The following is a 21948-nucleotide window of genomic DNA, read 5'->3' as shown; positions in this document are numbered from 1 at the left end:
CTATTAACGACCGACTTTCGGCGTGTATCCCTGCGGTGAAATTATAAGAAAGTAGTACCAGCTGATATCCTGAGCGCGTCTTCCCTCTCTACCAATGGACATCAACGTGCCACTACGCGACCTGCTGCTCGGCCTGTTTGTTATTGCCATTTGGGCGCTGAATATCATTGTTATCAAGGTCGGTGTGGCAGAGCTACCGCCGTTATTGATGACCACCCTGCGCTTTTCGCTGGTCGCAGTACTGTTGGTGCCCTTCTACCCAGTGGCGCGGGCGCAGCTGCCATTTTTGCTGCTGTTATCGATCACTTTCGGTAGCCTGCACTTCGCCCTGCTGTTTATTGGTTTACAGCAGGCAGAAGCAGGGACCGGTGCGCTTTTAGTGCAGATGGGAACGCCCTTTGCGACCCTGTTGGCCGTGATCTTTTTAAAAGAGAAACTGGGCCCCAAACGTATCGTTGGGCTGCTACTCTCGTTTACGGGCATTATTGTGTTGGCGGGTGGACCCACCTTACCGACGCCTCTCCCCCTGGTTATTCTTTTATGCAGCGCGATGGGCTGGGCGGTTTCTCAGCTATTAATTAAGCGCGGCCCGCCCATTGCGCCGATGGCTTTGGCAGGCTGGATGGCGCTATTTGCAGTGCCGCAGGTAGCAATGGGTTCATGGCTATTTGAAAGCGGTCAGTGGCAGGCGATTAAACAAGCGAGCTTTCTGGGCTGGGGAACAGTACTCTACACCGCGGTGATGTCGTCGATTGTCGCTTACGGGATATGGTACGCGCTTTTACGCCGTCACCCGGTTAATCGCGTGGTACCCATGACGCTACTGGTACCAGTATTGGCGGTCGGCCTAGGCGCGCTGTTAATGGGCGACAGCCTAGGCGTGCATAAACTGGTAGGCGGCAGCTTAGTGATCGCGGGTATCGCCCTGATTGTGATCCGTTTTCGCCGTCGTCCAATTTAATCTGCGGGCTGGCAGAAACCAGCTTCCTCGGGGATGGACACGCAGTCGCCCACTTGAATGTCGCGCTCTTCAAAATAGCCGCCGTTGACCTCCAGCGCCGCATGGTAAGCCGCACCCGCCGGATAAGAGGGGCAGTCGCTCGGCGACGAGGATTCGCAGGGTGGCATGGTATTAATCGCTACAATCCGCCCATCGCTATCGATAAAGGCAATATCCAGGGGGATTAGCGTGCGATACATCCAAAAGGCATTGGTGGCCGACTGCTCGTTCTCAAAACGAAACAGCATGCCTTTTTGTTCGGGCAAGCTCTCACGCCCCATTAACCCGCGCTGACGCTGAGACACCGTTTCCGCCACTTCAACATCTAGCCGGTGCGGGCCGTCCTCGCTGTGAATAGCCAGTGTCAGCGTTTGCATTTCTTTCGCTGCAGCCTGCTGCCCCCAGACATACGAGCTGAGTAGTGACATCGGCAGCAGCGCCACTAGTGGTAACAGTAACGACGCCTTGAGCAGCGTACGACGCGTGGGATTCATGCTTACTTCCTTTTGTCATGCGCATCTGCGCGAACTCGGTGGCCTGGCAAAAGGTAAATGCCTGCTGCCAGCAGCGAAACCTTGACCACGGCGCCGCTGGTTAACTGATTACGCCGGGCGGCATGGGTGGCAATATCAAAACGTAACATATCGCCGTGATTGACGCTTAGCGAAACTGACGTAATACCCCCCAGTACGACCAGCTCGCTGACGGTGGCAACGACCGGGTTCTCCCGTTCGCCGTGTGAAGGACGGTCGCGACGGTGAAGCACAATATCGGAGGGCGGCAAGAACCAGGAGACTTTTTCACCCAGCGTCAGATTATCTAGCCCCTCGGCTACCTCTAGATAATGTTCGCCCCACCGCAGCCGACGCTTGCCGTCCTCATCCACCACTATCCCTTCAAACAGATTATGGCGGTCTAACAAGCGCGCCACCAGCGGCGACAACGGCCGACGGAAAAGCACGTCAGGAACATCTTGCTGTAGGCTTACGCCGTTATGCAACACGCAGATTTGGTCGGCCAGTGCGGCGGCTTCTTCCAGATCGTGGGTCACTAGGACAATGGGAATGTCGATCTGCTGGCGCAGCAGCGCCAACTCCCGCTGCAAACGCCGACGAGTTACTTGATCCACCGCCGAAAAGGGCTCATCGAGTAACAGCACTTTGGGGTCGCGGGCCAAGGCGCGGGCCAGGGCCACTCGCTGGCGCTGGCCCCCGGAAAGCGCGTTGGGGTAGCGCTTGCCCAACCCGTCTAAACGCACCTTGGCTAGCCACTGCTCGGCCTGTTCACGGCGCTGCGGTTGAGGCAAGTGGCGCAAGGGGATCTGAATATTTTGCGAGGCGGTTAGATGAGGAAATAGCGCATAGTCCTGAAACACTATGCCGACCTCTCTATGCTGGGGCGAGAGTGAACGCTTACGTTCGGCGTCAAACCAAACTTCGCCAGCACACTCCACTCGCCCGCCCCGGGGGCGATAAAGCCCGGCAATCGTGCGCAGCAGCGTGGTTTTTCCGCTGCCTGAAGGCCCTACCAGCGCCAGCAGTTCGCCGGGCTGGCAGGTAAACTCAGTAGCCAGCGGAATTGGCCCCGTTTGAGTAACCGCGACCTTTAGTCCTGAAGCGAGCCCATCCACAGAAAAATCAACCACGTACCCACCGCCTTCGCCCGGCCAGCCCATATACCAATCCCAAGGTGATAAACGACACTAACAGCAGCAGCGCCGACATCTGTGCAGCGCCCTGTTCGTCAAAGGCTTGGACGCGATCATAGATAGCAATGGCGAGGGTGCGGGTTTCACCATCAATCGCGCCGCCCACCATTAAGATAACGCCAAATTCGCCCAGCGTATGGGCAAAGGTGAGCGCTGCCGCTGACAGAATGCCTGGCCACACCAGCGGTAGCTCAATGCGCAGCAGCGTTTGCAAGGGGCTCAAGCCACTGCACCAGGCGGCTTCACGCAGATTATGGGGCACATGTTCAAAGGCGCGCTGAATGGGCTGCACGGCGAACGGGAGGTTAGCGAGCAAGGAAGCAAGCAAGATGCCAGTGAAGGTGAAGTTCAGCCCACTGCCGGTCATGCCTGCCCAAAACGACCCCACCGGCGCATCGCGGCCAAAGCTCTGCAGCAGATAAAAACCTAGTACGGTAGGCGGTAGCACCAGCGGTAAAGCCACAAGCGCCTCGCATAAACCTTTGCCGCGAAAATTCACATAGGCCAGGGTTCGGCCTAGCCATATAGCGACAGGGACAAGAATTAAACAGGTAAATCCGGCAAGCCGAAGTGAGACCGAAAGCGCCGACCAATCCATTACGAACAATCCATTACGAACAATCCATTAAGAGCCATCCATTATTCGACGCTAAACCCATAGGTACGCAGAATGGATTGCCCTTCGTTTTGCTGTAGCCACTGATAAAAAGCGCTAGCGACTTCTCCCGCCTGGTTAGTCAGCACCATGCGCTGGCGTAGTGGGCTATGCCAGCTCTCTGGGATGAGTACGTACTCACTTCGCTCATCTAGTGAGGGAGCCAGCGCCAAAGAGTAAGCCACCAGACCACCGCGCGCATCGTCGGAAAGCGCAAACTGCGTCGCCTGGGAGACGTTTTCTCCTAATACCCGCAGCGGTTCTGTTTGCTCCCAAAGCCCTGCATGCTCAAGCGCCTGCCGCGCCGCCACACCGTAAGGCGCGTGCTCAGGGTTGGCCAGGGCGATGCGTTCAGTAGTACCCGCCTCTAACGCGGTTTGAACCGCCTCTAGCGGCGTCTCCTCGTTAGGCAAATCACCGCGCCCTGCGCGCTGCAGCCACACTAAACGACCAATGGCGTAAATCACGCCCTCATCTTGTGTGTAGCCCTCTTCATAGAGCGCTTGAACGTAGCTCTCGTCAGCAGAGAGATAGAGCTCAAAGGGGGCACCCTGGGCAATTTGACGGCGGAAGTTGCCTGACGAGCCAAAGTTTAGCCGCAAGGCGTGGCCGGTTTCCTGCTGAAACTGCTCGGCTGCTTCGGTCAGCGCAAACTGCAGATCTGAAGCCGCTGCCACAATAGGCGCCCCCGCCTGCGCGGGGGCGCCTATCAGAAGCAAGCAGGCTAGCAGCCAACCATGCGCTAATTTAGCGTTTAACATGCTCGTCAGTAATCTCCATTACCTTCATGGTATTGGTACCACCATGAGCATTCATGTGGTCACCGCGAGTAAGAATCACGTGATCGCCTGCTTTGCAAATGCCAGTCTTGACTAACATCTCAAGCGCACGGCCATTAAGCTCGCTCGCCGTCATTTCAGAGGTATCGAACGGAAGAGAAACGACGCCACGATAAAGCGCCATGCGTCGCTGGGCGATGGGATTATGCGCCAACCCCACGATTGGCAAGCCAGAGCTAATGCGCGAGGCAATCAGCGGCGTGTAGCCAGAAGAAGTCATGCAGGCGATGGCGGTAACACCGGCCATGTGGTTGGCGGCGTACATGGCGGAAAGCGCAATGGTTTCATCCGGGCGGGTAAAGCCTTCATGGATACGGTGGCCAGACTCCTGGGCGGATTTTTCACGCTCAGCGCCCAAGCAAACCCGCGACATGGCTTCCACGGTTTCCAGCGGATAGTCCCCAGCGGCGGTTTCCGCCGAAAGCATCACCGCATCGCTGCCATCCAGCACCGCGTTGGCCACGTCGAATACTTCGGCACGGGTGGGAAGCGGCGCTGAGATCATGCTTTCCATCATTTGCGTGGCGGTAATAACCGCACGGTTCAGCGAACGCGCCCGCTTGATCATGCGCTTTTGCACGCCGACCAGTTTGGCATCGCCAATTTCGACGCCCAAATCACCCCGCGCTACCATCACCGCCTCGGAGGCTTCGATAATGCCGTCCAGCGTGGCATCGTCCGCCACGGCTTCGGCACGCTCGACTTTGGCGACCAGGCCGATGTCTTTACCTTCCTCACCTAATAAACGCCGGGCTTCGAGCATGTCGTCGGCATGGCGGGGAAAAGAAATGGCAAGATAGTCGACGCCGATCTCAACGGCAGTTTTGAGATCGACTTTGTCTTTTTCGGTCAATGCAGGGGCTGAGAGCCCACCGCCCTGCTTGTTGATGCCTTTGTGATTAGAGAGCTTCCCGCCCACGACCACAGTAGTATGCACCTGCTGGCCTTCGACACGGACCACGTCAAGCACTAGCCGACCGTCGTCTAACAGCAGGCGGTCACCGGCGGTGACATCTTGCGACAAGGTCTTATAGTCGCAGCCTACTTGATGCACATCGCCAGCATCGCCATCGAGTTCCATATCAAGGATAAACGGCTGGCCTTCTTTGAGCACCACGGCGCCGTCTCTAAACCGCGCAATACGGATTTTAGGGCCTTGAAGGTCGCCCAGAGCCGCTACGCTACGGCCCAATTTGGTGGCAATTTCACGCACTTCGTTTAACCGGCGGCGGTGATCATCGGCGGTGCCATGGGAGAAATTCAGACGCACCACATCCACACCCGCCTTGAGCATGGCTTCCAATACGCCTTCCCGGTCGCTGGCGGGGCCAAGGGTGGCGACAATTTTGGTACGACGGATCGAGGAGAAGTGCAGTGCGTTCATAATGTTCCAACCATGCAATTAACGAGTAGTGACTGTATTAAGTAACTCTATTCAGCGTCTCTAGCTTACCAGTTTAACGCGCTCTATATGACAGCAGTGCAACGCATAGGGTTGGATTAAGTCAACGTCACAGTGATCGTGAGAGGAAACTCATCGCAGTTATTGCCATCACCGCCCCGATCCACCACCAAAAACTCGCCTTCGCGCTCCAACACCGACTGAATCGCGTGCCAGGTGCCTGCGTGGTAGTTCACCCCTTGGCGGCCATCGGTGACAAAAGCCCGCACGTCGGCAGGGTTAATATCCTCCCCCGGTGGCGCTACCACCACAATAAAGCGCTCCTGGTGCAGCGGCATAAATGCCTGACTGCCTAAAGGGTGGCACTCTAGAAACGTTAATTCCAACGGCAGTGTAATAGGCTGGCTCACGAAAATATTAATCAGCGTGTGAGCGTTTTCGCCCAGCGTTTCCACCTTGGCAAGATCATGGTGGCGCTGAGTGCGCCCGGCATTGATAGGAAACGACTCGGAGGTGCGTGCATCAATCACATCGCCAAAAGGGGCGAAGGCTTCAGCCGTTAGCGGTTCGGCTTTTAGCTCTAGCATGGCAGCTCCTTAGCGAGATGACAGTTTAAGAGAAGCATGGCGATTAACATCTTTATACAGCAAATACCGGAACGGCCCCGGTCCAGCGGCGTAGCAGGCCTGGGGGCAAAAGGCGCGTAGCCACATGAAATCCCCCGCTTCTACTTCTACCCAGTTTTGATTCAGGTGGTAAACAGCCTTGCCTTCAAGCACGTAAAGGCCGTGTTCCATGACATGGGTTTCATCAAAAGGAATCACGCCGCCAGGCTGAAAGGTCACGATATTGACGTGCATATCATGGCGAACGTCCGCAGGGTCGACAAAGCGCGTGGTGGCCCAACGCCCCTCGGTACCCGGCATTTCGATAGGCGCAATGTCCTGCTCGTTGGTGACAAACGCCTTCGGCACTTCAAGCCCTTCCACAAGCTCATACGCTTTGCGGACCCAGTGGAAACGCACCGGCGCGTCAGATTCGTTGCGCACTTGCCACGTGCTACCGGGGGGGATAAACGCGTAACCGCCGGGCTGCATGGTGTAATGCCCGCCTAACAACGTAAGTGATAACTCACCCTCCACAATAAACAAGACACCTTCTGCGTGGGGATCTGGCTCCGGCTTATCGCTACCGCCTCCCGGCTGCACTTCCATAATGTACTGAGAGAATGTCTCGGCAAACCCCGACAGCGGGCGCGCCAGCACCCACAACCGAGTGCCTTCCCAGAACGGCAGGTTGCTGGTGACGATATCGCGCATGACGCCTTTTGGGATCAGCGCGTACGCTTCAGTAAATACAGCGCGGTCAGCGGTGATTTGCGTTTGCGGCGGATGGCCGCCAGTGGGGGCGTAGTAAGAAGTTTTATTCATCATTAGCCTTTCAGCGAGTTGGCGCCGGGTGATGCTCGGCCCAGTGACGGGCGATATCGACCCGCCGGGCCACCCAAACGCGGTCGTGGGTTTCGATGTAATCTAAGAAGCGCTGCAGAGCGCGAAAACGTCCAGGGCGGCCCAACAAGCGGCAGTGCATGCCTATTGATAGCATTTTGGGCGCCTCTTCCCCTTCTGCGTAAAGTACATCAAAGGCATCGCGTAGATAGGTAAAGAAGTGATCCGCGGTGTTGAAACCCTGTGGCGCGGCAAAGCGCATATCATTGCTGTCCAGCGTGTAGGGCACAATCAGGTGATTGTGGTCACTACCCTGACTGTCGGTCACCTGCGTCCAGAACGGCAAGTCGTCGCCGTAGTAGTCGCTATCGTAAAGGAAACCGCCTTCGTCTAGGACTAGCCGCCGAGTATTGGGGCTATCGCGGCCGGTGTACCAGCCTTGGGGTTTTTCGCCATAGAGGCGCTGAAAAATCTCCATGGCCTTCTCTAGATGCTCCCGCTCAACGTGCTCGGGCACTTCCTGATAATGAATCCAGCGGTAGCCGTGACAGGCAATCTCGTGACCTAACTCTTTAAATGCCAGGGCGACATCCGGGTTACGCTCCAGCGCCATGGCAACGCCAAACACCGTAAGCGGCAAATCACGTTTTTCAAACTCGCGCAAAATGCGCCATACCCCGGCGCGAGAGCCGTACTCGTAGATCGACTCCATGCTCAAGTGGCGGTCTGGATAAGCCGGAGCGCCGATGATTTCCGACAGGAACTGCTCGGAACCTGAGTCACCATGCAGCACGCAGTTTTCGCCGCCCTCTTCATAGTTGAGCACAAACTGAACGGCAATTTTGGCCTTGTTAGGCCAGTTGGCGTGAGGCGGGTTGCGCCCATAACCCATCAAATCGCGGGGATAGTGGCCCTTAGATGATGAAGACATAGCTAACTCCTTGACTCATACAAACCCTGGCAGATCACTGGCAAATAGCCGCTCAGCAATACAGAAAATTATTTGTATACAAAATAGCGACATTCATAACCAACCGCAACGCGGTTAACTGCTAATCCCCTGACGCCAATAGCGTTTCTTAGTTTAAAAGGCGTTAAGACATTGAATCCTGAACAAATGGTCAAGTTTTATCGGCCATTTTTTGTTGCCAATTGCTCATTAGCCCCTTGCATCCCTTAAAAAACCGCCCTATTTTTGTATACAAGAAATGCCATATTGTTTACACATGGAACAGCTATCGTGCATATACGCATTATTAACCCCAACACCACGGCTTCAATGACCGCGGCTATGCGTCAAGCAGCGCAGCAACAAGCAGCCGAAGGCACCACTGTTAGCGCTTCGCAGCCCGACGCTGGCCCGGTTTCTATCGAGAGCCATTTCGATGAAGCCATCAGCGCGGTAGGGGTGGCCGAAGAAGTTCTAAAAGGTAAGCGCGAAGGTGGTATCGATGCTTACGTGGTGGCCTGCTTTGGCGACCCCGGCTTGCTTGCGGCGCGAGAGCTAACCCGTGCGCCGGTCATTGGCATCGCTGAAGCGGCCTTTCACCTTGCTACGCTGGTGAGCACCCGCTTTTCCATTGTCACTACCCTGGGCCGCACCGGCATTATCGCCGAGCATCTGCTTCAGCAGTACGGCTTTAGCCACCACTGCCGTCGTATTCGTGCCGCTGAAATTCCAGTACTGGATCTTGAGCACCACCCTGAAGTGGCGTTTACCCGCATCGTCGAAGAGTGTTGCCGCGCCCGTGATGAAGACGGTATCGGCGCTATCGTTTTAGGCTGTGGCGGTATGGCTAATTTGACCCAGGAAATTAGCCGCGAAGTCGGCCTACCGGTAGTAGAAGGTGTCACCGCCGCGCTGAAACTGGCCGAATCCCTAGCCAGCCTGGGGCTGTATACCAGCAAGCATGGTGATCTCGCCTACCCACGGCCAAAAACCTTCACCGGTAAGTTTTCCGGGCTTTCTGATCTTGTACTACCGCTTAAGTCATAACGGCTGAAAAAATAATAATGACTCAAAAACACTTAATAACAATAATTTAAATAGGATTTTAAAAAGTACGTCCATTAGCACGCCACGCCGCAAGCGTTTCCCGCCATCAGGGGAAGCCATAAAACCGATAATCTTGCGAGGACGACATCATGAGCGTTTCAACCTCAGCTCTTGCGCCAGAAGAACGGCCCGACAGCGGGTCAAAAGGACTAGGGGCCGAAAGCCTGGCCCCGCAGCAAACGCGGATTATGGGACGCGGTTCCTATTTTCTGGCGTGGTTCGGCGGCTGCGTTTCCATTGGCACTTTCGCCATGGGTTCAAGCGTGGTCGGCACCTTAAACCTGTTACAAGCCACCCTGGCCATTGCCATCGGTTGCTTTGTGATCGGCATTGCCTTGGCCATTAACGGGGCCGCAGGCTACAAGTACGGCATCCCGTTTATGGTGCAGGCGCGCAGCGCTTTCGGCTTTACGGGCACGCGCTTGCCCGGTTTAGTGCGCGCGGTACCGGCGGTAGTGTGGTACGGCTTTCAAAGCTGGATTGGCGCGGGGGCGCTCAATATGGTGTCGGCCACCCTGTTCGGCTTTGACAACCTGATCTTCTACTTTATTACCTTCCAGTTTCTGCAAATCGGCCTGTCGGTCATGGGTTTTCAGGGCATCAAGTGGTTAGAGAACATCGGCAGCGCCTTTATCCTCGCCTCGCTGATGTATATGTTCTACGCCACGGTGCAACGCTATGGCGATGAGCTTTCCGCCAGCCTGCTGACCATGGAAGGCTCCTGGGGCATGCCGTTCTGGGGCGCTACCATGCTGTTTTTAGGCATCTACAGCACTATGATGCTCAACGTTAGCGACTACGCACGGGAGCATAAAAAGGGCACCGCCCAAACCCTGCTGACCACCATTTACGCCATGTCGATTCTGCCCTGCACACTGTTTATGGGCTTGATCGGCTATATGGTGTCCGAGGCCACCGGCACCGCCGACCCTATCCAGGTGTTTGCCAACGCCGTCGACAACACGCCGCTGCTGATGACCACTCTGCTGTTCATCGCCTTTGCCCAGGTCACCACCAACGTACTCAACAACGTGGTACCACCTACTTACGTCCTGATGGACATCTTTAAGATCAAGTTCTCGGTTGCAACGGTGATTGTTGGGCTACTGGCTTTCGCCACTTTCCCTTGGAAGTTGGTACAGCCCGGTTCTGCGGCGGGCCTGCAACTGTTTGTGCAGACCTACTCCGCTTTTCTAGGCCCCATCTTCGCCATTCTGGTGGTCGATTATTATGTGATTCGTCGTCGCACGCTGGATATCGACAAACTCTATGACGCCAACGGCCCTTACCAGGGCGTGAACCTAGCCGCGTTTATTGCCACCGCGATCGGTATTGCGGCGGCGCTCTCTTTCTCGGCGGTCTCGTGGTACGCCAGCCTGATACCCGCAGGCATTAGCTACTACCTGCTAATGAAGTACTGGGCTCCCTGCCAGCGCTTTAGCCAGTAACTCCCTTTGCCAACAGAAGAGCGAATAAGATGAAAGAGAGTAACGACGTTAGTGACCTGGATATTAAGCACATTGACCCCACGCTGTATAACGAGGATCTCGCGCCGCTTAAACCCCAGGATCGTAACTGGGGCGCGTTTGAGATATTTAACGTTTGGTCAAACGATATTCAGAGCCTGTTTGGCTATACCCTGGCGGCCTCGCTTTTTTTAACCTACGGCCTGAACGGCTGGGCGGTGATGGCGGCGATTATTCTGGCGGGCGTGATCGTGATGTTTTTGGTCAACCTTACCGGCAAGCCCAGCGTTAAATACGGTATCCCCTTCCCAGTGATGGTGCGCGCCAGCATGGGCGTACGCGGCGCAAACCTACCCGCGATGCTGCGTGCCATCGTGGGGATTTTCTGGTACGGCGTGCAAACCTACTTTGCCTCCACCGCCGTCACTCTTCTGATTACGGCTTTTTATGGCGCAGGCGATGGCAGCACTTTCCTGGGGCTTTCCGGCGTGGCCTGGGTGTCATTTGTGATTGTATGGCTGTTTCAGATCGCGATTTTCTGGCAGGGGATTGAGCGCATTAAGCACTTCCTTAACTGGGCGGGCCCGCTGGTCTACGTGGTGATGTTGGTGCTGATGATTATTGTCTGGTACCAGGCGGGCAGTGAGCTAATCCCGGCTATTGGCACCATTTTCAGCGGTGGCAGTGACACCAGCGGTAGTTCGATCGCGGCCTTTATGGCGATTGTCGGCACCATGGTGGCCTATTTTGCAGCAGTGGTGATCAATTTCGGTGATTTCACCCGCTTTGTGAAAACCGAGCGTCAGATGAAGCTAGGCAACCTGCTGGGCTTGCCGCTTAACGTGGCGTTCTTCTCGTTTATCGCGCTGATTATTACCGCCGGTACTCTGGTGCTGTTTGGCGAAGCGCTGACCAACCCCGCTGATATCGTTGAGCGAGTGGATTCATTGCCGCTGACGATTATCGCCGCCCTCACCTTCTTTGCCGCCACGGTAGGCATCAACCTGGTCGCCAACTTCATTCCCCCCGCCTACGACCTGGCCAACCTATTTCCCAGCAAAATAAGTTTTAAGATGGGCGGCCTGATTACCGCGGTGATTGCGTTCTTCGTTGGCGCGCTATGGCTTCCTGTGATTAGCCAAATTGGCGTTCCCGGCTTTGTGAATGCGCTAGGCGCCGTGGTCGCGCCCTTCTACGGCATTATCGTGGTCGATTATTACCTGATTAAGCGCCAGCATCTGAACATGCAGGAGCTGTTCTCATCAGCACCGGGTAGCGCCTACTACTACGTAAACGGCTGGAACACCCGTGCACTTATCGCTTTTGGCGTCGCCGCGCTGTTCTCGCTCTCTACCGTGTTAGTGCCTGCCCTTTCAGCCCTTGGCGGCTACGGCTGGTTGATTGGTGCAGGGCTGGGTGGGCTGTTCTACTACGGTTTGATGCGGCAGTTTAAGGCTGCGCCCGAGTTGGCGGCGCAGTAGACAAGTGGGTCGTAACTAGCTGATTAGAAGATTATAAAAGCGCCATCGGTTTTGCCGGTGGCGCTTTTTTTTGCCATGGGCTGGCGCGGCCATCTTAGCCCCTGTCAGGTTCCTCTTATGGGCATAGGAGGAAAATCATTTTTCGGTATTAATGCTCATCAAAATGAGATATTTTCGATCTGTAGTCAGGTTTTTACAGAGGAGCTGATTGCTGACGACCTGTTGAACGCAGTTAAGATATTAAATTTAATTGAATCTGAAAAGAGAAAAGTTCAAGCGGCTATAAAAAAACAGGAAAATTTTGATCGAAGATTTATATTTCTAATTGATGGTGCTTATCATGCGCTTTTTGCTGTGGGACAACTGTGTGATGCACGGGGCGTTGATCGCCTTGATTTCGAAAACGCGAAAAAATTGGTTCCAAACGCAATGGAGTACATAGCGCAATTGGTCGCTTCTGCGCAAGAGTCTGATGAGTCCTTTTCTTTCAACCGATACTTCAAGGATGCAAAGACGAAAACGAGGGTTGCATCATGCATCCAAGCGGAAAAGTCAAAGAATTTGTAACAAGCGGCTGTTGCCGGACGCGCCCACGCTGCGCTCCGGCACGCCGCAAAGCCGAGCATTAGTTGCCAGACAAGGTTCTGAGTAGTGGAAGAAAAAATATACTTCGATCACATCACGGAAAAGACTGACGGTTACTTTCTCGAGTATTCGCCGCCTGTCGGTTCAATTCCCTTTGCTTCCCTCACCGTGACATATGTCTCCGATGTAGCAGGTGAGGAAGTGGCCACAGACTTGGAAAAGTTAGCCGGGGAATGGATCACTCGGTATCCGGTGCCTGTTATGGCCTGTGCATTTGATAGGCATGGCGACCTCATTAATCTTGAAAATGTACGTCCCATTAGTCATGTCACCGCTATCTTGGATGAAGGAAAGCCGCGCTATCAGTGGGAGCTTCTTGAGGATGAAGAATTTCCAGAGGAACTGAAGTCCCAATGGTATTTGATAGAAATATACTCTGATTTGAACTACAGAACCCAGAGCGAAGTCAGTGACAAAGCACGAGAAAACCTGAAGCCAATACGAACAGCGAAAAGACTGCTAATTGTTTGGTCTGTCGTCGTTCCTGTTGCTATAGCATTACTTGAGTTTTTTAGCCCTCTGTGGCTATCGGTAATTGCTCTGGTTTATAGCTTCTGGAAAGCCTACCAGCAGTGGTTAAAAATGACGGGGCGAAAGAAAAAATCAGATAGAGAGCGCGAAAGGGAAAAAGACGCTAGGTTGAAAGAGCATCACCACTATCACTGTAAGTTGAATCCAGATGGTTTTTTGAGGCTAAAAGTCGAGAATTTACAGAAAATGGAAGAAGATCAAATACAGAAAAAATATGACTCAATCTCGACTAGCAACTAACCAGTGCAGGTTGTCGTACAGGTACTCCGTTGCACTCCGCATCTGCAGCAACTGCAGGCGTAAGAGCATCATTGATTCAGTGGCGGGAAGAGTATGATAATGTCACACCTCTCCCATGTTTGGAGCATCAGCCATGAGCATGCACCGGAAGACCATCACGTTGACCGAGCAGCAAGACGACTGGGTGAAAGGCCAGATTGAGAGCGGTCAATTTGGCAACGATAGCGAGTACATCCGCGATCTCATCCGAAGAGACCAGCAGGCCAAGGAACGTCTTGCCACGCTGAGGCAGGCCCTCGCTGAGGGTGAGTCAAGTGGGAAACCTAAGCCACTCGACATATCGGCCATCAAGTCGGCTGGCCGTAAGCGGATCAAGGCGATTGATTAGTGCTTGAGCTGAATGTAACGCCGAAGGCGGAATCAGATCTCATCGGAATTTGGGTGTACACCTGTGAGGAATGGGGCGTTGATCAGGCGGATAATTACCTGGATCGTCTTGAAACCGGCATGAAACGGCTGATTGATCATCCATCACTTGGCGCGAACTACGACCATGTTTTTTCTGGGTATCGCAGATTACAGGTCGAGCACCATGCTGTTTTTTATCAACTGCATGAATCGAAAGTGCTCGTTGTTCGTGTGCTTCACGAGGACATGGATGCACCGGAAAGGCTTCTGGAGTAGTGGGAGCTATATTTTCGGCGCAGCTTCAAGATCTCCATCAGGCCCCGTGCCGTTGCCGCCCAACAAGTAGCTGCATTCGGAAAAATTACTCGCTACGCTCCTAATTTTCCGGTGAGCAATGCGTTATGCCGTTTCTCTCCCCCCGTCTCCGGCATGCTAGAATTGAAAAGTAATCTGCTCATGCGAAGAGGCTCCACAATCATGGGACTCGAACAAGTCATTCAAGAAACAAAAGGGCTTTCAGCCAATGATCGAGCTTTACTTGCCCATTGGCTGATTTCTAGCCTTGAAACTCAGCAAGATGAAGGGGTCGATGCTGCTTGGCTCTCTCTTGCTGAACAGCGGCTTGATGAGCTTGAGACGGGAAAAGTTCAAGGGGTGTCATGGGAAGAAATCAAAGCCGCAAGCCGGGTTATTGGCTCCACCGGGCATAACTCGGGTAGCCGGGCCGTTTCATTCAACAGTGAAGCTTAATCCATCCATCGCGCAGTGACACCAAACCGGCTTCCTTCAGGTATTCATCCAATAATGCCTGGTTGATACCCTGTGTTTTGTAACTGCACCAAGAGCCTTCGCTGGTGATGTCACAGGCAACAGCGGTTTGCACTCGAACACCCAACTTCATCAAGTTTCTTCCCTTAATGCGGGGTTTCCGATATTGCTGCCCGCATGCATGCTGTCTAGCATTATGTGTCACTGCCAAGAGGTCAATTTCATTGCCTGAGTTGAAAACAGTCGGACTCTTTATAGTCACTGCATTGGCAGAGATCGTTGGTTGCTATTTGCCTTACCTTTGGCTTCGTGAGGGCAAAACCATTTGGCTTCTGGTGCCAGGTGCGCTGAGTCTTGCCGCATTTGCGTGGTTACTGTCGCTGCATCCCACCGCAGCAGGCAGGGTCTATGCTGCGTATGGGGGTGTGTATATTTTCATGGCGATCACCTGGCTTTGGGCTGTCGATGGTATTCGGCCAACTATGTGGGATTGGATTGGCTCAGCCGTGGCGCTGGTGGGTATGGCTATCATCATGTTTGCCCCGCGCACCGCCTAACAAGGGCGTTGGGCTTACAAGGGAGACTTACGGTGCATCATCTCGGGGCCTTCGCCGTTATTTTGGACGCTGCGTCACGGGTTTTGCTTTGCCATCGCACAGATTTTGATGCGTGGAACTTGCCTGCCGGAAAAGTTGAGGGCTTTAGCTTCGAGAAGCTAATGATTCTTCTCCAGCGCCAAATGATTGTCGATTTCTTTTATTTTGTCTTCCGTGTGGTGATTGACGTAGAGCACCGTGGTTTCTTGGCCTTCACAAATTTTCTCAATAAGGGCGAGAACCAACTGGCGGTTCATGTCGTCCAGGCCGAGACAAGGCTCGTCTAGAATCAGCAGCGGCGGGTGTTTCACCATGGCGCGGGCGATAAGTAGCAAACGCTGGTCGCCGTAGGAGAGTTTGTTAAATGGCTGATCGGCGCGCTCTTGCATGCCCAGTAGTTCGAGCCACTGGTCGGCGATTTTTTTCTGATGATCGGTGGCTTTTGTGTACACGCCGATGCTGTCGTAGAAGCCTGAAATAATAACGTTTTTGCAGCTGGTGCTAACGCGATACTCCCACTGCAGAGCGGTGGAGACATAGCCGATAAACTGCTTGATCTGCCAGATGCTTTCGCCGTTACCGCGATGGAAACCAAATACAAAAATATCGTTGGTATAGCACTGCGGGTGATCGCCGGTGATCAGGGACAAGACGCAGGTTTTACCGCTACCGTTTGGGCCGCTTAGTTGCCAGTGCTGGCCCTGCTCAATCGTCCAATCAAGCTTATCGACAATCACGGTATCACCGTATTGGATAGTCGCTTGCTTAAGCTTAACTAATGGCTGGCTGGGGTCGAGAGCGGGTAATTTACTGGCTGGGTCGGCCTCGGGCAGGCTTAGGTCGGTGGTTTTCAAATGCAGCAACTGATAAAGCTCATTGAAGGCGGCTTCATCCTGACGCTCTACCGTGAACGCTAATCGCCCACTATCTCCTCGCTTTTTATCCCCTTTCTTATTCTCCAAGCGCTCTTTATCCCCAGGGTCTTTGTTTAAGTACGCAATATGCGTGATGAAGTCCGGCATTTCATCAAAGCGGTTCAGCACCATCACCATGGGAACCGTATCGATGATAGAGGCGAGATGGGCTTGCAGCATGGCTAGGGTGTCGACGTCCAAACCGTCAAACGGCTCGTCTAAAATCAGCAAGTCCGGATTGCTCGATAGAGCGCGAATCAGCATGACCTTGCGAGTTTCGCCGGTGGAGAGCTTACGAAAGGCGCGGTCGAGTAGCTTCGTAAGGCCGAACTTTTCGACCAGTACGCTTGCAAGTTCAGGGTCTTGGCACTGCTCGAAAATCATTTCACTAACGGGGGTCCCGAGTGAAATGACATCCATAATATCGGCATCGTCTTTTTTCAGTTCTTTGGCAATGAGTTCGGCTTGTGCTTCGAAAGAGACCAAGCCAACGTTTTTGGGAAGGCCTTGAACAGTGCCCGCTTCGATTTTGCCAATGCCGGCAAGCGCCGCTGCAAGGGCGGATTTACCTGCGCCATTGGTGCCAGTGATAACCCAATGCTGGTGGGGTTCAATGGTCCAATCAATTTCGCTTAGGGTGAAACGATCATCAAAACTGATCGTCGCTTTTTTTAACTGAATATTTTCCAAGCGGGTTGAAGGCACCATGAATGTGTTCCTTACAGGGTTTAAAGAGTCAACAAAGACAAAAAGCCGAGCATATCTTTTGATATCTCGGCTTTTTAAACGTCTTAACTAACTAGCGGTTATCCAGCCGGTTATAAAATTCTTTTCATGTCAGCCATGTGGCCACGAAGAACTGAGCCAACGGCTTCTACCGGGTGAGCACGAAGCGAATCGTTGACTTCGATCAAGCGCGCGTTATCTACGCCGTTGTCGTCTACATCAAGGCCTTTACCGATAACATCGGATTTAATGCCTTTCATAAAGTCAGCCAAGAGCGGTACACACGCGTGATTGTAAAGGTAGCAACCGTATTCCGCTGTGTCAGAGATGGTTGCGTTCATCTCATACAACTTCTTACGCGCAATGGTATTGGCGATCAGTGGCGTTTCGTGGAGCGACTCATAGTACGCAGACTCGGCGATGATGCCAGCCGCGGTCATGGTTTCGAAAGCAAGCTCAACGCCCGCCTTAACCATTGCTACCATCAAGATGCCGTTGTCGAAGTATTCCTGTTCAGTAATTTCTACGTCAGCAGCAGGTGTTTTCTCGAAGTTGGTTTCTGCTGTTTCTGCACGCCATTTATGCAGGTTAGCGTCATCGTTCGCCCAGTCTTCCATCATCGTGTGCGAGAAATGGCCGCTCATGATGTCGTCCTGATGCTTGTTGTACAGCGGGCGCATGATGGTTTTTAGCTCTTCAGCCAAATCAAAAGCTTTGATCTTAGCCGGGTTAGAAAGACGGTCCAGCATGTTGGTCACGCCGCCGTATTTCAATGCTTCCGTGACGTTTTCCCAGCCGTACTGGATCAGCTTAGAGGCGTAGCCAGGCTCGATGCCTTCTTCGATCATTTTGTCGAAGCATAGGATAGAGCCGGTTTGCAGCATGCCACAAAGGATCGTTTGCTCACCCATCAGGTCGGATTTAACTTCGGCGATGAAAGAGGACATCAACACGCCGGCTTTGTGGCCGCCAGTACCCACTGCGTAGGCTTTTGCCAGGGCAAGGCCTTCGCCTTTAGGGTCATTGGCTTCGTGAACAGCGATCAAGGTGGGAACGCCGAAACCACGCACGTATTCAGCGCGAACTTCGGAGCCTGGGCACTTGGGCGCCACCATGATGACGGTTAAGTCATCACGGATTTTCATGCCCTCTTCGACGATGTTGAAACCGTGGGAGTAAGATAGGCAGGCACCCTCTTTCATCAACGGCATTACCGTCGTCACAACAGAGGTATGCTGCTTATCGGGCGTCAGATTCAATACAACGTCTGCTGTGGGGATCAACTCTTCGTAGGTACCTACAACAAAACCGTTCTCGGTGGCGTTTTTCCAGGATTGACGTTTTTGTTCAATGGCTTCAGGGCGCAGTGCATAAGAGACGTCTAAGCCGCTGTCGCGTAGGTTCAAACCTTGGTTAAGGCCTTGGGCGCCACAGCCGATAACGACCATTTTTTTGCCTTTCAGCGCTTCTACGCCATCAGCAAATTCAGAGCTGTACATGAACCGACATTTGGCGAGTTGCGCCAGTTGCTCGCGGAGCGGCAGCGTATTGAAGTAGTTAGCCATCGTTAGCATCCTAATGTTTTATGATCGCGGCATCGATGTGAGGCACACCGATGCTTAAAAGAGTGACACAGCCGCCAGATGCGAGATCCAGCGTTATGTGAGTAAGGCCAATCTAACCAAAAATGATCATTTCTTAAATTGATATATTTGCAACAGCATGTCCCTTTTTTTGCAAAATACGATTATCATGGCGTTTATGAATTTTAAAATTTTAAAACAGTTCCTCGCCTTGGCAGAGACCCTGCATTTCGGGCGCGCCAGCGATGAGTGCTATGTCAGTATTTCTGCCCTGTCGCGCAATATTCGGCATTTAGAAGAGGAGCTGGGGGTGACGCTGTTTAATCGCGACAACCGTACCGTGGTGTTGACCCAGGAGGGGCAAAAGTTTCTCAAGTACGCCCGCGATGCCAGCAGCCAATGGAATTTGATTCGTCATGAATTGACGGAGAATCCTGATCAATTAAGCGGGGAAATCAGCCTGTATGGCTCCGTCACCGCCAGCTATAGCTTTTTGCACGAACTCCTGCGCCGCTTTCGTATTGCCTACCCGGTCATTGAAATCAAGCTGCGAACGGGGGATCCAGAACACGCTATTGCGCATGTTCTGGATGGTAAAGAAGATCTTAGCATCGCGGCCCAGCCTGCTAACTTGCCGCGCGGCCTAGCGTTTAAATCCATTGCCACGTCGCCTTTGCTGTTTATTGCGCCGCTGGAGCAGCAAGTGCCCAATGCGCCGACCAGCACGCCCATCACACCAGCTGAGTGGGCGAATACTCCCATGATTCTATCGGAGAGCGGTGTCTCAAGAGCCCGTGTGGATGAGTGGTTTCGTCAGTTGGATGTCTCCCCGCGCATTTATGCACAGGTCACCGGTAATGAAGCCATTGTGAGTATGGTGAGCTTGGGCTTTGGCATTGGTGTGGTGCCAAAAATCGTCCTCGACAACAGTCCCTTGGTGGATCGCATCCGCGTGCTCGACGTGACGCCGGAACTGGAGCCTTACGATATTGGTTTGTTTACCTTAAAGAAAAACCTAAAGAACCCGTTGGTCGATGCTTTTTGGCGCTTGATGTAAGCCCTCTTTACTAATCCCTGGGCGCGTTTTTTAGCGATCCGACACAACCGTTCTCATCCCCCAAATATCTGCTGCAAATCCGGCACGTTCTCCTCCTCTTCGACCATGGAAAGCGACGCTTCAATGGCTTTTAGGTGGCGGCTCATAAAGGCTTTGGCGCGCTCGCCGTTGCCTGCTTCCAGGTAGCCGATCAAATCGTCGTGGTCGTGGGATTCGCACCCTAAATGGCCAGGGTGGCCGTAAACAGCGAGTATCAACGAGGAGCGCGAGCAAAGCCGTTCGACAAATTCTGCCAGGGTGGCGTTGCCGGAAAGCTGTGCTAAACGCATATGGAAGTCGGCTGATAGCCGGATCGCTACACTCTGCTGGCCGCTACGCAGCGCCTGGCGCTCTTGGCGGGCCATGTCGCGTAGTTCTGCTGCTTCTTTTTCACCCATGCGCCGAGCTACATCAGGCATTAACCCGCACTCGATTAACTGGCGGGCATCGAAAACGTCTTTGGCTTCATCGGCGGTGGGCCGGGTAACGCTGGCACCACGGCGCGGTGTTAGCGTGACTAACTGTTCCAATGCTAAACGCTGCAAGATTTTACGAATACCGGTACGACTAATGCCAAAGACGTCCGCCAGCGCATCTTCGCGCAGCCGTGAGCCGGGTTTTAAACGCTGCTCAACGATGGCATCGCTCACGGAGCGATAAATGGCGTCGTGGCGTTCATCGCCCTCTTTGCTATTTTTCGTTTCTTTAGCAGGAGCGCGCCGCTTTTCCGGCGCCTGCGCATCACTCATAGCTAGCCTCTCTGATCATTCCTCCCAAGCGGCAATGATATCGCGCTCTTCATCGCTCATGTTGGTCATATTGCCTAACGGCATATAGTGGCTGGCCACGACCTGCTGAATTTTTGCCTTCTGCCCGAGGATTTCGTCCCAGCTTTCGAAAGCAAATCCGGCGGGCGGTGCTGAAAAACCGGCATGCTCAGGGTTGTGAGCATGACACTGAACACAGTGCTGCTCAATCAAGCCGGTGATTTGCGCCCGGTCTGGCCCTTGTGCGCCTGCATTACCACTCGGTGACGAAGCGCTCGGTGCAGCCACCCAAAAGGCTAACAGAATAAGTGCTACCCCAATGGCAGGATAGGCGAGCTGGGTTTTACCTGCATGCATCAAGACAAAGAACTGACGGATCAGGGCGCCGGCGAAGATGAACAGTACCATCACCACCCAGGCGAGCTCGTGGGAGTAAATAAACGAGTAGTGATTACTCACCATCAGCAATACGACCGGCAGCGTGAAGTAGGTATTATGCACCGAGCGCTGCTTGCCGCGTTTGCCATCCAAAGGATTAGGCGCATCGCCCGCCTTCATGGCTTTTACCATGCGGCGCTGGCCGGGAATAATCCAGAAGAAGACATTGGCTGACATCGCCGTCGCCATCACGGCGCCGGTGAGCAGAAAGGCGGCGCGACCGGTGAACATTTGCGTGCTGAGGTAGGCAACCACGATCATCATCACGGCAACCGCAATGCTGAGCAGGCCATCACGATCCATATTGGGGCTAATGCGCTTACACAGCTCGTTATAAACCACCCAGCCGCCCAGCAAAAACGCTAGCGCCAGCAGGTTGGCCTGCCAGCCCGTCATGTTGGCGGCCCACTCCCAGGGGCTATTGGGGTTTACCAGATAGAAGCCCGGATTGACCATGTAGAGAATCACAAACAACGCAAAGCCGGAAAGCCAAGTGGTGTAAGCTTTCCAGAATGACCAGTGCAGATCATTGGGTAACTTGGCAGGCGCCGTGGCGTACTTTTGGTTGTGGTAAAAACCACCGCCATGCACTGACCACATTTCGCCAAACACGCCCTTCTCGCGGTCTTCCTCAGCCTTCGGTGCGCGCAGGCTGTTATCCAGCATCACAAAGTAGATCGACTCGCCGATCCAGGCGATGGCCGCAATCACATGCAGCCATCGCAGCAGCAAGTTAACAAAATCAATCACATAAGATTGCATTCAATGCCCTCTTAACTACCGCGATAGGTGGAATAGCCATAGGGCGAGAGCAGCAGTGGCACATGGTAGTGCTGGCTGTCATCGGCGACGCCAAAGCGCAGCGGAATAACGTCTAAAAAGAGCGGCTCGGCAGCTTCAACGCCTTGGGAGCGCAGGTAATCACCGGCATGGAAAACCAGCTCATATTCCCCTAGCGTGAGCGCATCACCTTCTAAAATGGGCGCATCGCAACGCCCGTCACTATTGGTGATCACGGTACTCAGATGCTGGCGCTCACTGCCGGTAAGGCGAAACACCTCAATGGTAATACCCTGGCCGGGCTGACCTTTGGCGGTATCCAGTACGTGGGTGGTTAAACGTCCCATAGCCACTCCTTGTTGATTATTGATGACGTTACTTGACCTATTGGTCAAAGAGTA

25 protein-coding genes are annotated in these 21948 nt (G+C 53.7%); 11 read left to right on the top strand and 14 right to left on the bottom strand.

Going from position 1 to position 21948, the window contains the following annotated elements:
- The first annotated feature begins 106 nt into the window (after nucleotides 1-106).
- On the top strand, nucleotides 107-961 hold the full coding sequence (locus tag RZA33_RS00890) for a DMT family transporter (RefSeq protein ID WP_317505960.1): 855 nt from the start codon (nucleotides 107-109) through the stop codon (nucleotides 959-961).
- Here the strand turns inward: RZA33_RS00890 and RZA33_RS00885 are convergent.
- The 8 genes from RZA33_RS00885 to puuE form a co-directional block, all read right to left on the bottom strand.
- Entirely contained in the window at nucleotides 958-1494 is a 537-nt protein-coding gene (locus tag RZA33_RS00885) for a DUF192 domain-containing protein (protein ID WP_317505959.1), read from the bottom strand. The two genes, RZA33_RS00890 and RZA33_RS00885, sit on opposite strands and share 4 nt — an antisense overlap.
- Before the next feature lie 2 nt (nucleotides 1495-1496).
- On the bottom strand, nucleotides 1497-2675 hold the full coding sequence (locus tag RZA33_RS00880; RefSeq protein WP_322976183.1) for an ABC transporter ATP-binding protein: 1179 nt from the start codon (nucleotides 2673-2675) through the stop codon (nucleotides 1497-1499).
- A complete protein-coding gene (gene modB / locus RZA33_RS00875; protein WP_317505957.1) occupies nucleotides 2638-3306 on the bottom strand; it encodes a molybdate ABC transporter permease subunit in 669 nt (222 codons plus the stop codon). Before modB ends, RZA33_RS00880 begins: the two co-directional genes overlap by 38 nt.
- Before the next feature lie 41 nt (nucleotides 3307-3347).
- On the bottom strand, nucleotides 3348-4124 hold the full coding sequence (modA, locus tag RZA33_RS00870) for a molybdate ABC transporter substrate-binding protein (RefSeq protein WP_317505956.1): 777 nt from the start codon (nucleotides 4122-4124) through the stop codon (nucleotides 3348-3350).
- A complete protein-coding gene (pyk, locus tag RZA33_RS00865) occupies nucleotides 4111-5586 on the bottom strand; it encodes a pyruvate kinase (protein ID WP_317505955.1) in 1476 nt (491 codons plus the stop codon). Before pyk ends, modA begins: the two co-directional genes overlap by 14 nt.
- A gap of 116 nt (nucleotides 5587-5702) precedes the next feature.
- The gene (locus RZA33_RS00860; RefSeq protein ID WP_317505954.1) at nucleotides 5703-6191 is read right to left on the bottom strand and encodes an ureidoglycolate lyase; all 489 of its coding nucleotides are present in this window, start codon (nucleotides 6189-6191) and stop codon (nucleotides 5703-5705) included.
- Between the two features lie 9 nt (nucleotides 6192-6200).
- Nucleotides 6201-7034, bottom strand: coding sequence for a bifunctional allantoicase/(S)-ureidoglycine aminohydrolase (locus tag RZA33_RS00855; protein ID WP_317506204.1), 834 nt, complete (start codon nucleotides 7032-7034; stop codon nucleotides 6201-6203).
- A gap of 10 nt (nucleotides 7035-7044) precedes the next feature.
- The gene (gene puuE / locus RZA33_RS00850; RefSeq protein WP_317505953.1) at nucleotides 7045-7983 is read right to left on the bottom strand and encodes an allantoinase PuuE; all 939 of its coding nucleotides are present in this window, start codon (nucleotides 7981-7983) and stop codon (nucleotides 7045-7047) included.
- A 309-nt stretch (nucleotides 7984-8292) separates the two neighbouring features.
- Between puuE and RZA33_RS00845 the strand changes: the two genes are divergently transcribed.
- The 8 genes from RZA33_RS00845 to RZA33_RS00810 all read left to right on the top strand — a co-directional run bounded on the left by RZA33_RS00845 (nucleotide 8293) and on the right by RZA33_RS00810 (nucleotide 14629).
- The gene (locus tag RZA33_RS00845) at nucleotides 8293-9048 is read left to right on the top strand and encodes an aspartate/glutamate racemase family protein (RefSeq protein ID WP_317505952.1); all 756 of its coding nucleotides are present in this window, start codon (nucleotides 8293-8295) and stop codon (nucleotides 9046-9048) included.
- 149 nt (nucleotides 9049-9197) lie between these two features.
- A complete protein-coding gene (locus RZA33_RS00840; RefSeq protein WP_317505951.1) occupies nucleotides 9198-10556 on the top strand; it encodes an NCS1 family transporter in 1359 nt (452 codons plus the stop codon).
- A 29-nt stretch (nucleotides 10557-10585) separates the two neighbouring features.
- Entirely contained in the window at nucleotides 10586-12055 is a 1470-nt protein-coding gene (locus RZA33_RS00835; protein ID WP_317505950.1) for an NCS1 family nucleobase:cation symporter-1, read from the top strand.
- Nucleotides 12056-12106: 51 nt separating this feature from the next.
- Entirely contained in the window at nucleotides 12107-12622 is a 516-nt protein-coding gene (locus tag RZA33_RS00830; protein ID WP_317505949.1) for a hypothetical protein, read from the top strand.
- Between the two features lie 84 nt (nucleotides 12623-12706).
- Nucleotides 12707-13471: a hypothetical protein gene (locus RZA33_RS00825; RefSeq protein WP_317505948.1), complete on the top strand. Its 765-nt coding sequence runs from the start codon at nucleotides 12707-12709 to the stop codon at nucleotides 13469-13471.
- A 133-nt stretch (nucleotides 13472-13604) separates the two neighbouring features.
- On the top strand, nucleotides 13605-13859 hold the full coding sequence (locus tag RZA33_RS00820) for a type II toxin-antitoxin system ParD family antitoxin (protein ID WP_317505947.1): 255 nt from the start codon (nucleotides 13605-13607) through the stop codon (nucleotides 13857-13859).
- Nucleotides 13859-14155, top strand: a complete 297-nt coding sequence (locus RZA33_RS00815) for a type II toxin-antitoxin system RelE/ParE family toxin (RefSeq protein ID WP_317505946.1) — start codon at nucleotides 13859-13861, stop codon at nucleotides 14153-14155. The genes RZA33_RS00820 and RZA33_RS00815 overlap by 1 nt, the downstream gene beginning before the upstream one ends.
- Before the next feature lie 201 nt (nucleotides 14156-14356).
- Nucleotides 14357-14629: an addiction module protein gene (locus RZA33_RS00810; RefSeq protein WP_322976182.1), complete on the top strand. Its 273-nt coding sequence runs from the start codon at nucleotides 14357-14359 to the stop codon at nucleotides 14627-14629.
- Here the strand turns inward: RZA33_RS00810 and RZA33_RS00805 are convergent.
- The gene (locus RZA33_RS00805) at nucleotides 14613-14780 is read right to left on the bottom strand and encodes a hypothetical protein (protein ID WP_317505944.1); all 168 of its coding nucleotides are present in this window, start codon (nucleotides 14778-14780) and stop codon (nucleotides 14613-14615) included. The two genes, RZA33_RS00810 and RZA33_RS00805, sit on opposite strands and share 17 nt — an antisense overlap.
- 91 nt (nucleotides 14781-14871) lie before the next feature.
- Here RZA33_RS00805 and RZA33_RS00800 point away from each other — a divergent pair, with 91 nt between their 5' ends.
- Complete coding sequence (locus tag RZA33_RS00800) at nucleotides 14872-15204, top strand: YnfA family protein (RefSeq protein WP_317505943.1); 333 nt, start codon at nucleotides 14872-14874, stop codon at nucleotides 15202-15204.
- A gap of 158 nt (nucleotides 15205-15362) precedes the next feature.
- On the opposite strand, the gene modF is transcribed toward RZA33_RS00800, so the two are convergent.
- Nucleotides 15363-16865 (bottom strand): molybdate ABC transporter ATP-binding protein ModF, encoded by a 1503-nt coding sequence (modF, locus tag RZA33_RS00795; RefSeq protein ID WP_317505942.1) that lies wholly within the window; start codon nucleotides 16863-16865, stop codon nucleotides 15363-15365.
- Nucleotides 16866-16975: 110 nt separating this feature from the next.
- The gene (gene ilvC, locus RZA33_RS00790) at nucleotides 16976-18448 is read right to left on the bottom strand and encodes a ketol-acid reductoisomerase (RefSeq protein ID WP_317505941.1); all 1473 of its coding nucleotides are present in this window, start codon (nucleotides 18446-18448) and stop codon (nucleotides 16976-16978) included.
- Nucleotides 18449-18644: 196 nt separating this feature from the next.
- On the opposite strand from ilvC, the gene ilvY reads away from it, so the two are divergent.
- Entirely contained in the window at nucleotides 18645-19523 is an 879-nt protein-coding gene (ilvY, locus tag RZA33_RS00785; RefSeq protein ID WP_317505940.1) for an HTH-type transcriptional activator IlvY, read from the top strand.
- Between the two features lie 53 nt (nucleotides 19524-19576).
- On the opposite strand, the gene RZA33_RS00780 is transcribed toward ilvY, so the two are convergent.
- Genes RZA33_RS00780 through uraH form a run of 3 tightly spaced genes read right to left on the bottom strand, consistent with a single transcriptional unit; the run spans nucleotide 19577 to nucleotide 21894 of the window.
- Nucleotides 19577-20311 carry a GntR family transcriptional regulator gene (locus RZA33_RS00780; RefSeq protein WP_317505939.1) on the bottom strand — a complete coding sequence of 245 codons (735 nt, stop codon included), beginning with the start codon at nucleotides 20309-20311 and terminating at the stop codon, nucleotides 19577-19579.
- Between the two features lie 15 nt (nucleotides 20312-20326).
- Nucleotides 20327-21529 carry a urate hydroxylase PuuD gene (locus RZA33_RS00775; protein ID WP_317505938.1) on the bottom strand — a complete coding sequence of 401 codons (1203 nt, stop codon included), beginning with the start codon at nucleotides 21527-21529 and terminating at the stop codon, nucleotides 20327-20329.
- 11 nt (nucleotides 21530-21540) lie between these two features.
- Nucleotides 21541-21894, bottom strand: coding sequence for a hydroxyisourate hydrolase (gene uraH / locus RZA33_RS00770; protein ID WP_317505937.1), 354 nt, complete (start codon nucleotides 21892-21894; stop codon nucleotides 21541-21543).
- Between the last annotated feature and the right edge of the window lie 54 nt (nucleotides 21895-21948).

The organism is Halovibrio sp. HP20-59 (assembly GCF_033052795.2).
Lineage (GTDB): Bacteria > Pseudomonadota > Gammaproteobacteria > Pseudomonadales > Halomonadaceae > Vreelandella.
This window is presented reverse-complemented; position numbering and strand designations above follow the sequence as displayed.

Excerpts from the sequence above, each read along its gene's own strand:
- RZA33_RS00885 (WP_317505959.1), bottom strand. The coding sequence starts at position 1,494 with ATGAATCCCACGCGTCGTACGCTGCTCAAGGCGTCGTTACTGTTACCA.
- RZA33_RS00880 (WP_322976183.1), bottom strand. The coding sequence starts at position 2,675 with ATGGGCTGGCCGGGCGAAGGCGGTGGGTACGTGGTTGATTTTTCTGTG.
- modB (WP_317505957.1), bottom strand. The coding sequence starts at position 3,306 with ATGGATTGGTCGGCGCTTTCGGTCTCACTTCGGCTTGCCGGATTTACC.
- modA (WP_317505956.1), bottom strand. The coding sequence starts at position 4,124 with ATGTTAAACGCTAAATTAGCGCATGGTTGGCTGCTAGCCTGCTTGCTT.
- pyk (WP_317505955.1), bottom strand. The coding sequence starts at position 5,586 with ATGAACGCACTGCACTTCTCCTCGATCCGTCGTACCAAAATTGTCGCC.
- RZA33_RS00860 (WP_317505954.1), bottom strand. The coding sequence starts at position 6,191 with ATGCTAGAGCTAAAAGCCGAACCGCTAACGGCTGAAGCCTTCGCCCCT.
- RZA33_RS00855 (WP_317506204.1), bottom strand. The coding sequence starts at position 7,034 with ATGAATAAAACTTCTTACTACGCCCCCACTGGCGGCCATCCGCCGCAA.
- puuE (WP_317505953.1), bottom strand. The coding sequence starts at position 7,983 with ATGTCTTCATCATCTAAGGGCCACTATCCCCGCGATTTGATGGGTTAT.
- RZA33_RS00840 (WP_317505951.1), top strand. The coding sequence starts at position 9,198 with ATGAGCGTTTCAACCTCAGCTCTTGCGCCAGAAGAACGGCCCGACAGC.
- RZA33_RS00835 (WP_317505950.1), top strand. The coding sequence starts at position 10,586 with ATGAAAGAGAGTAACGACGTTAGTGACCTGGATATTAAGCACATTGAC.
- RZA33_RS00820 (WP_317505947.1), top strand. The coding sequence starts at position 13,605 with ATGAGCATGCACCGGAAGACCATCACGTTGACCGAGCAGCAAGACGAC.
- RZA33_RS00810 (WP_322976182.1), top strand. The coding sequence starts at position 14,357 with ATGGGACTCGAACAAGTCATTCAAGAAACAAAAGGGCTTTCAGCCAAT.
- RZA33_RS00805 (WP_317505944.1), bottom strand. The coding sequence starts at position 14,780 with ATGAAGTTGGGTGTTCGAGTGCAAACCGCTGTTGCCTGTGACATCACC.
- modF (WP_317505942.1), bottom strand. The coding sequence starts at position 16,865 with ATGGTGCCTTCAACCCGCTTGGAAAATATTCAGTTAAAAAAAGCGACG.
- ilvC (WP_317505941.1), bottom strand. The coding sequence starts at position 18,448 with ATGGCTAACTACTTCAATACGCTGCCGCTCCGCGAGCAACTGGCGCAA.
- ilvY (WP_317505940.1), top strand. The coding sequence starts at position 18,645 with ATGAATTTTAAAATTTTAAAACAGTTCCTCGCCTTGGCAGAGACCCTG.
- RZA33_RS00780 (WP_317505939.1), bottom strand. The coding sequence starts at position 20,311 with ATGAGTGATGCGCAGGCGCCGGAAAAGCGGCGCGCTCCTGCTAAAGAA.
- RZA33_RS00775 (WP_317505938.1), bottom strand. The coding sequence starts at position 21,529 with ATGCAATCTTATGTGATTGATTTTGTTAACTTGCTGCTGCGATGGCTG.
- uraH (WP_317505937.1), bottom strand. The coding sequence starts at position 21,894 with ATGGGACGTTTAACCACCCACGTACTGGATACCGCCAAAGGTCAGCCC.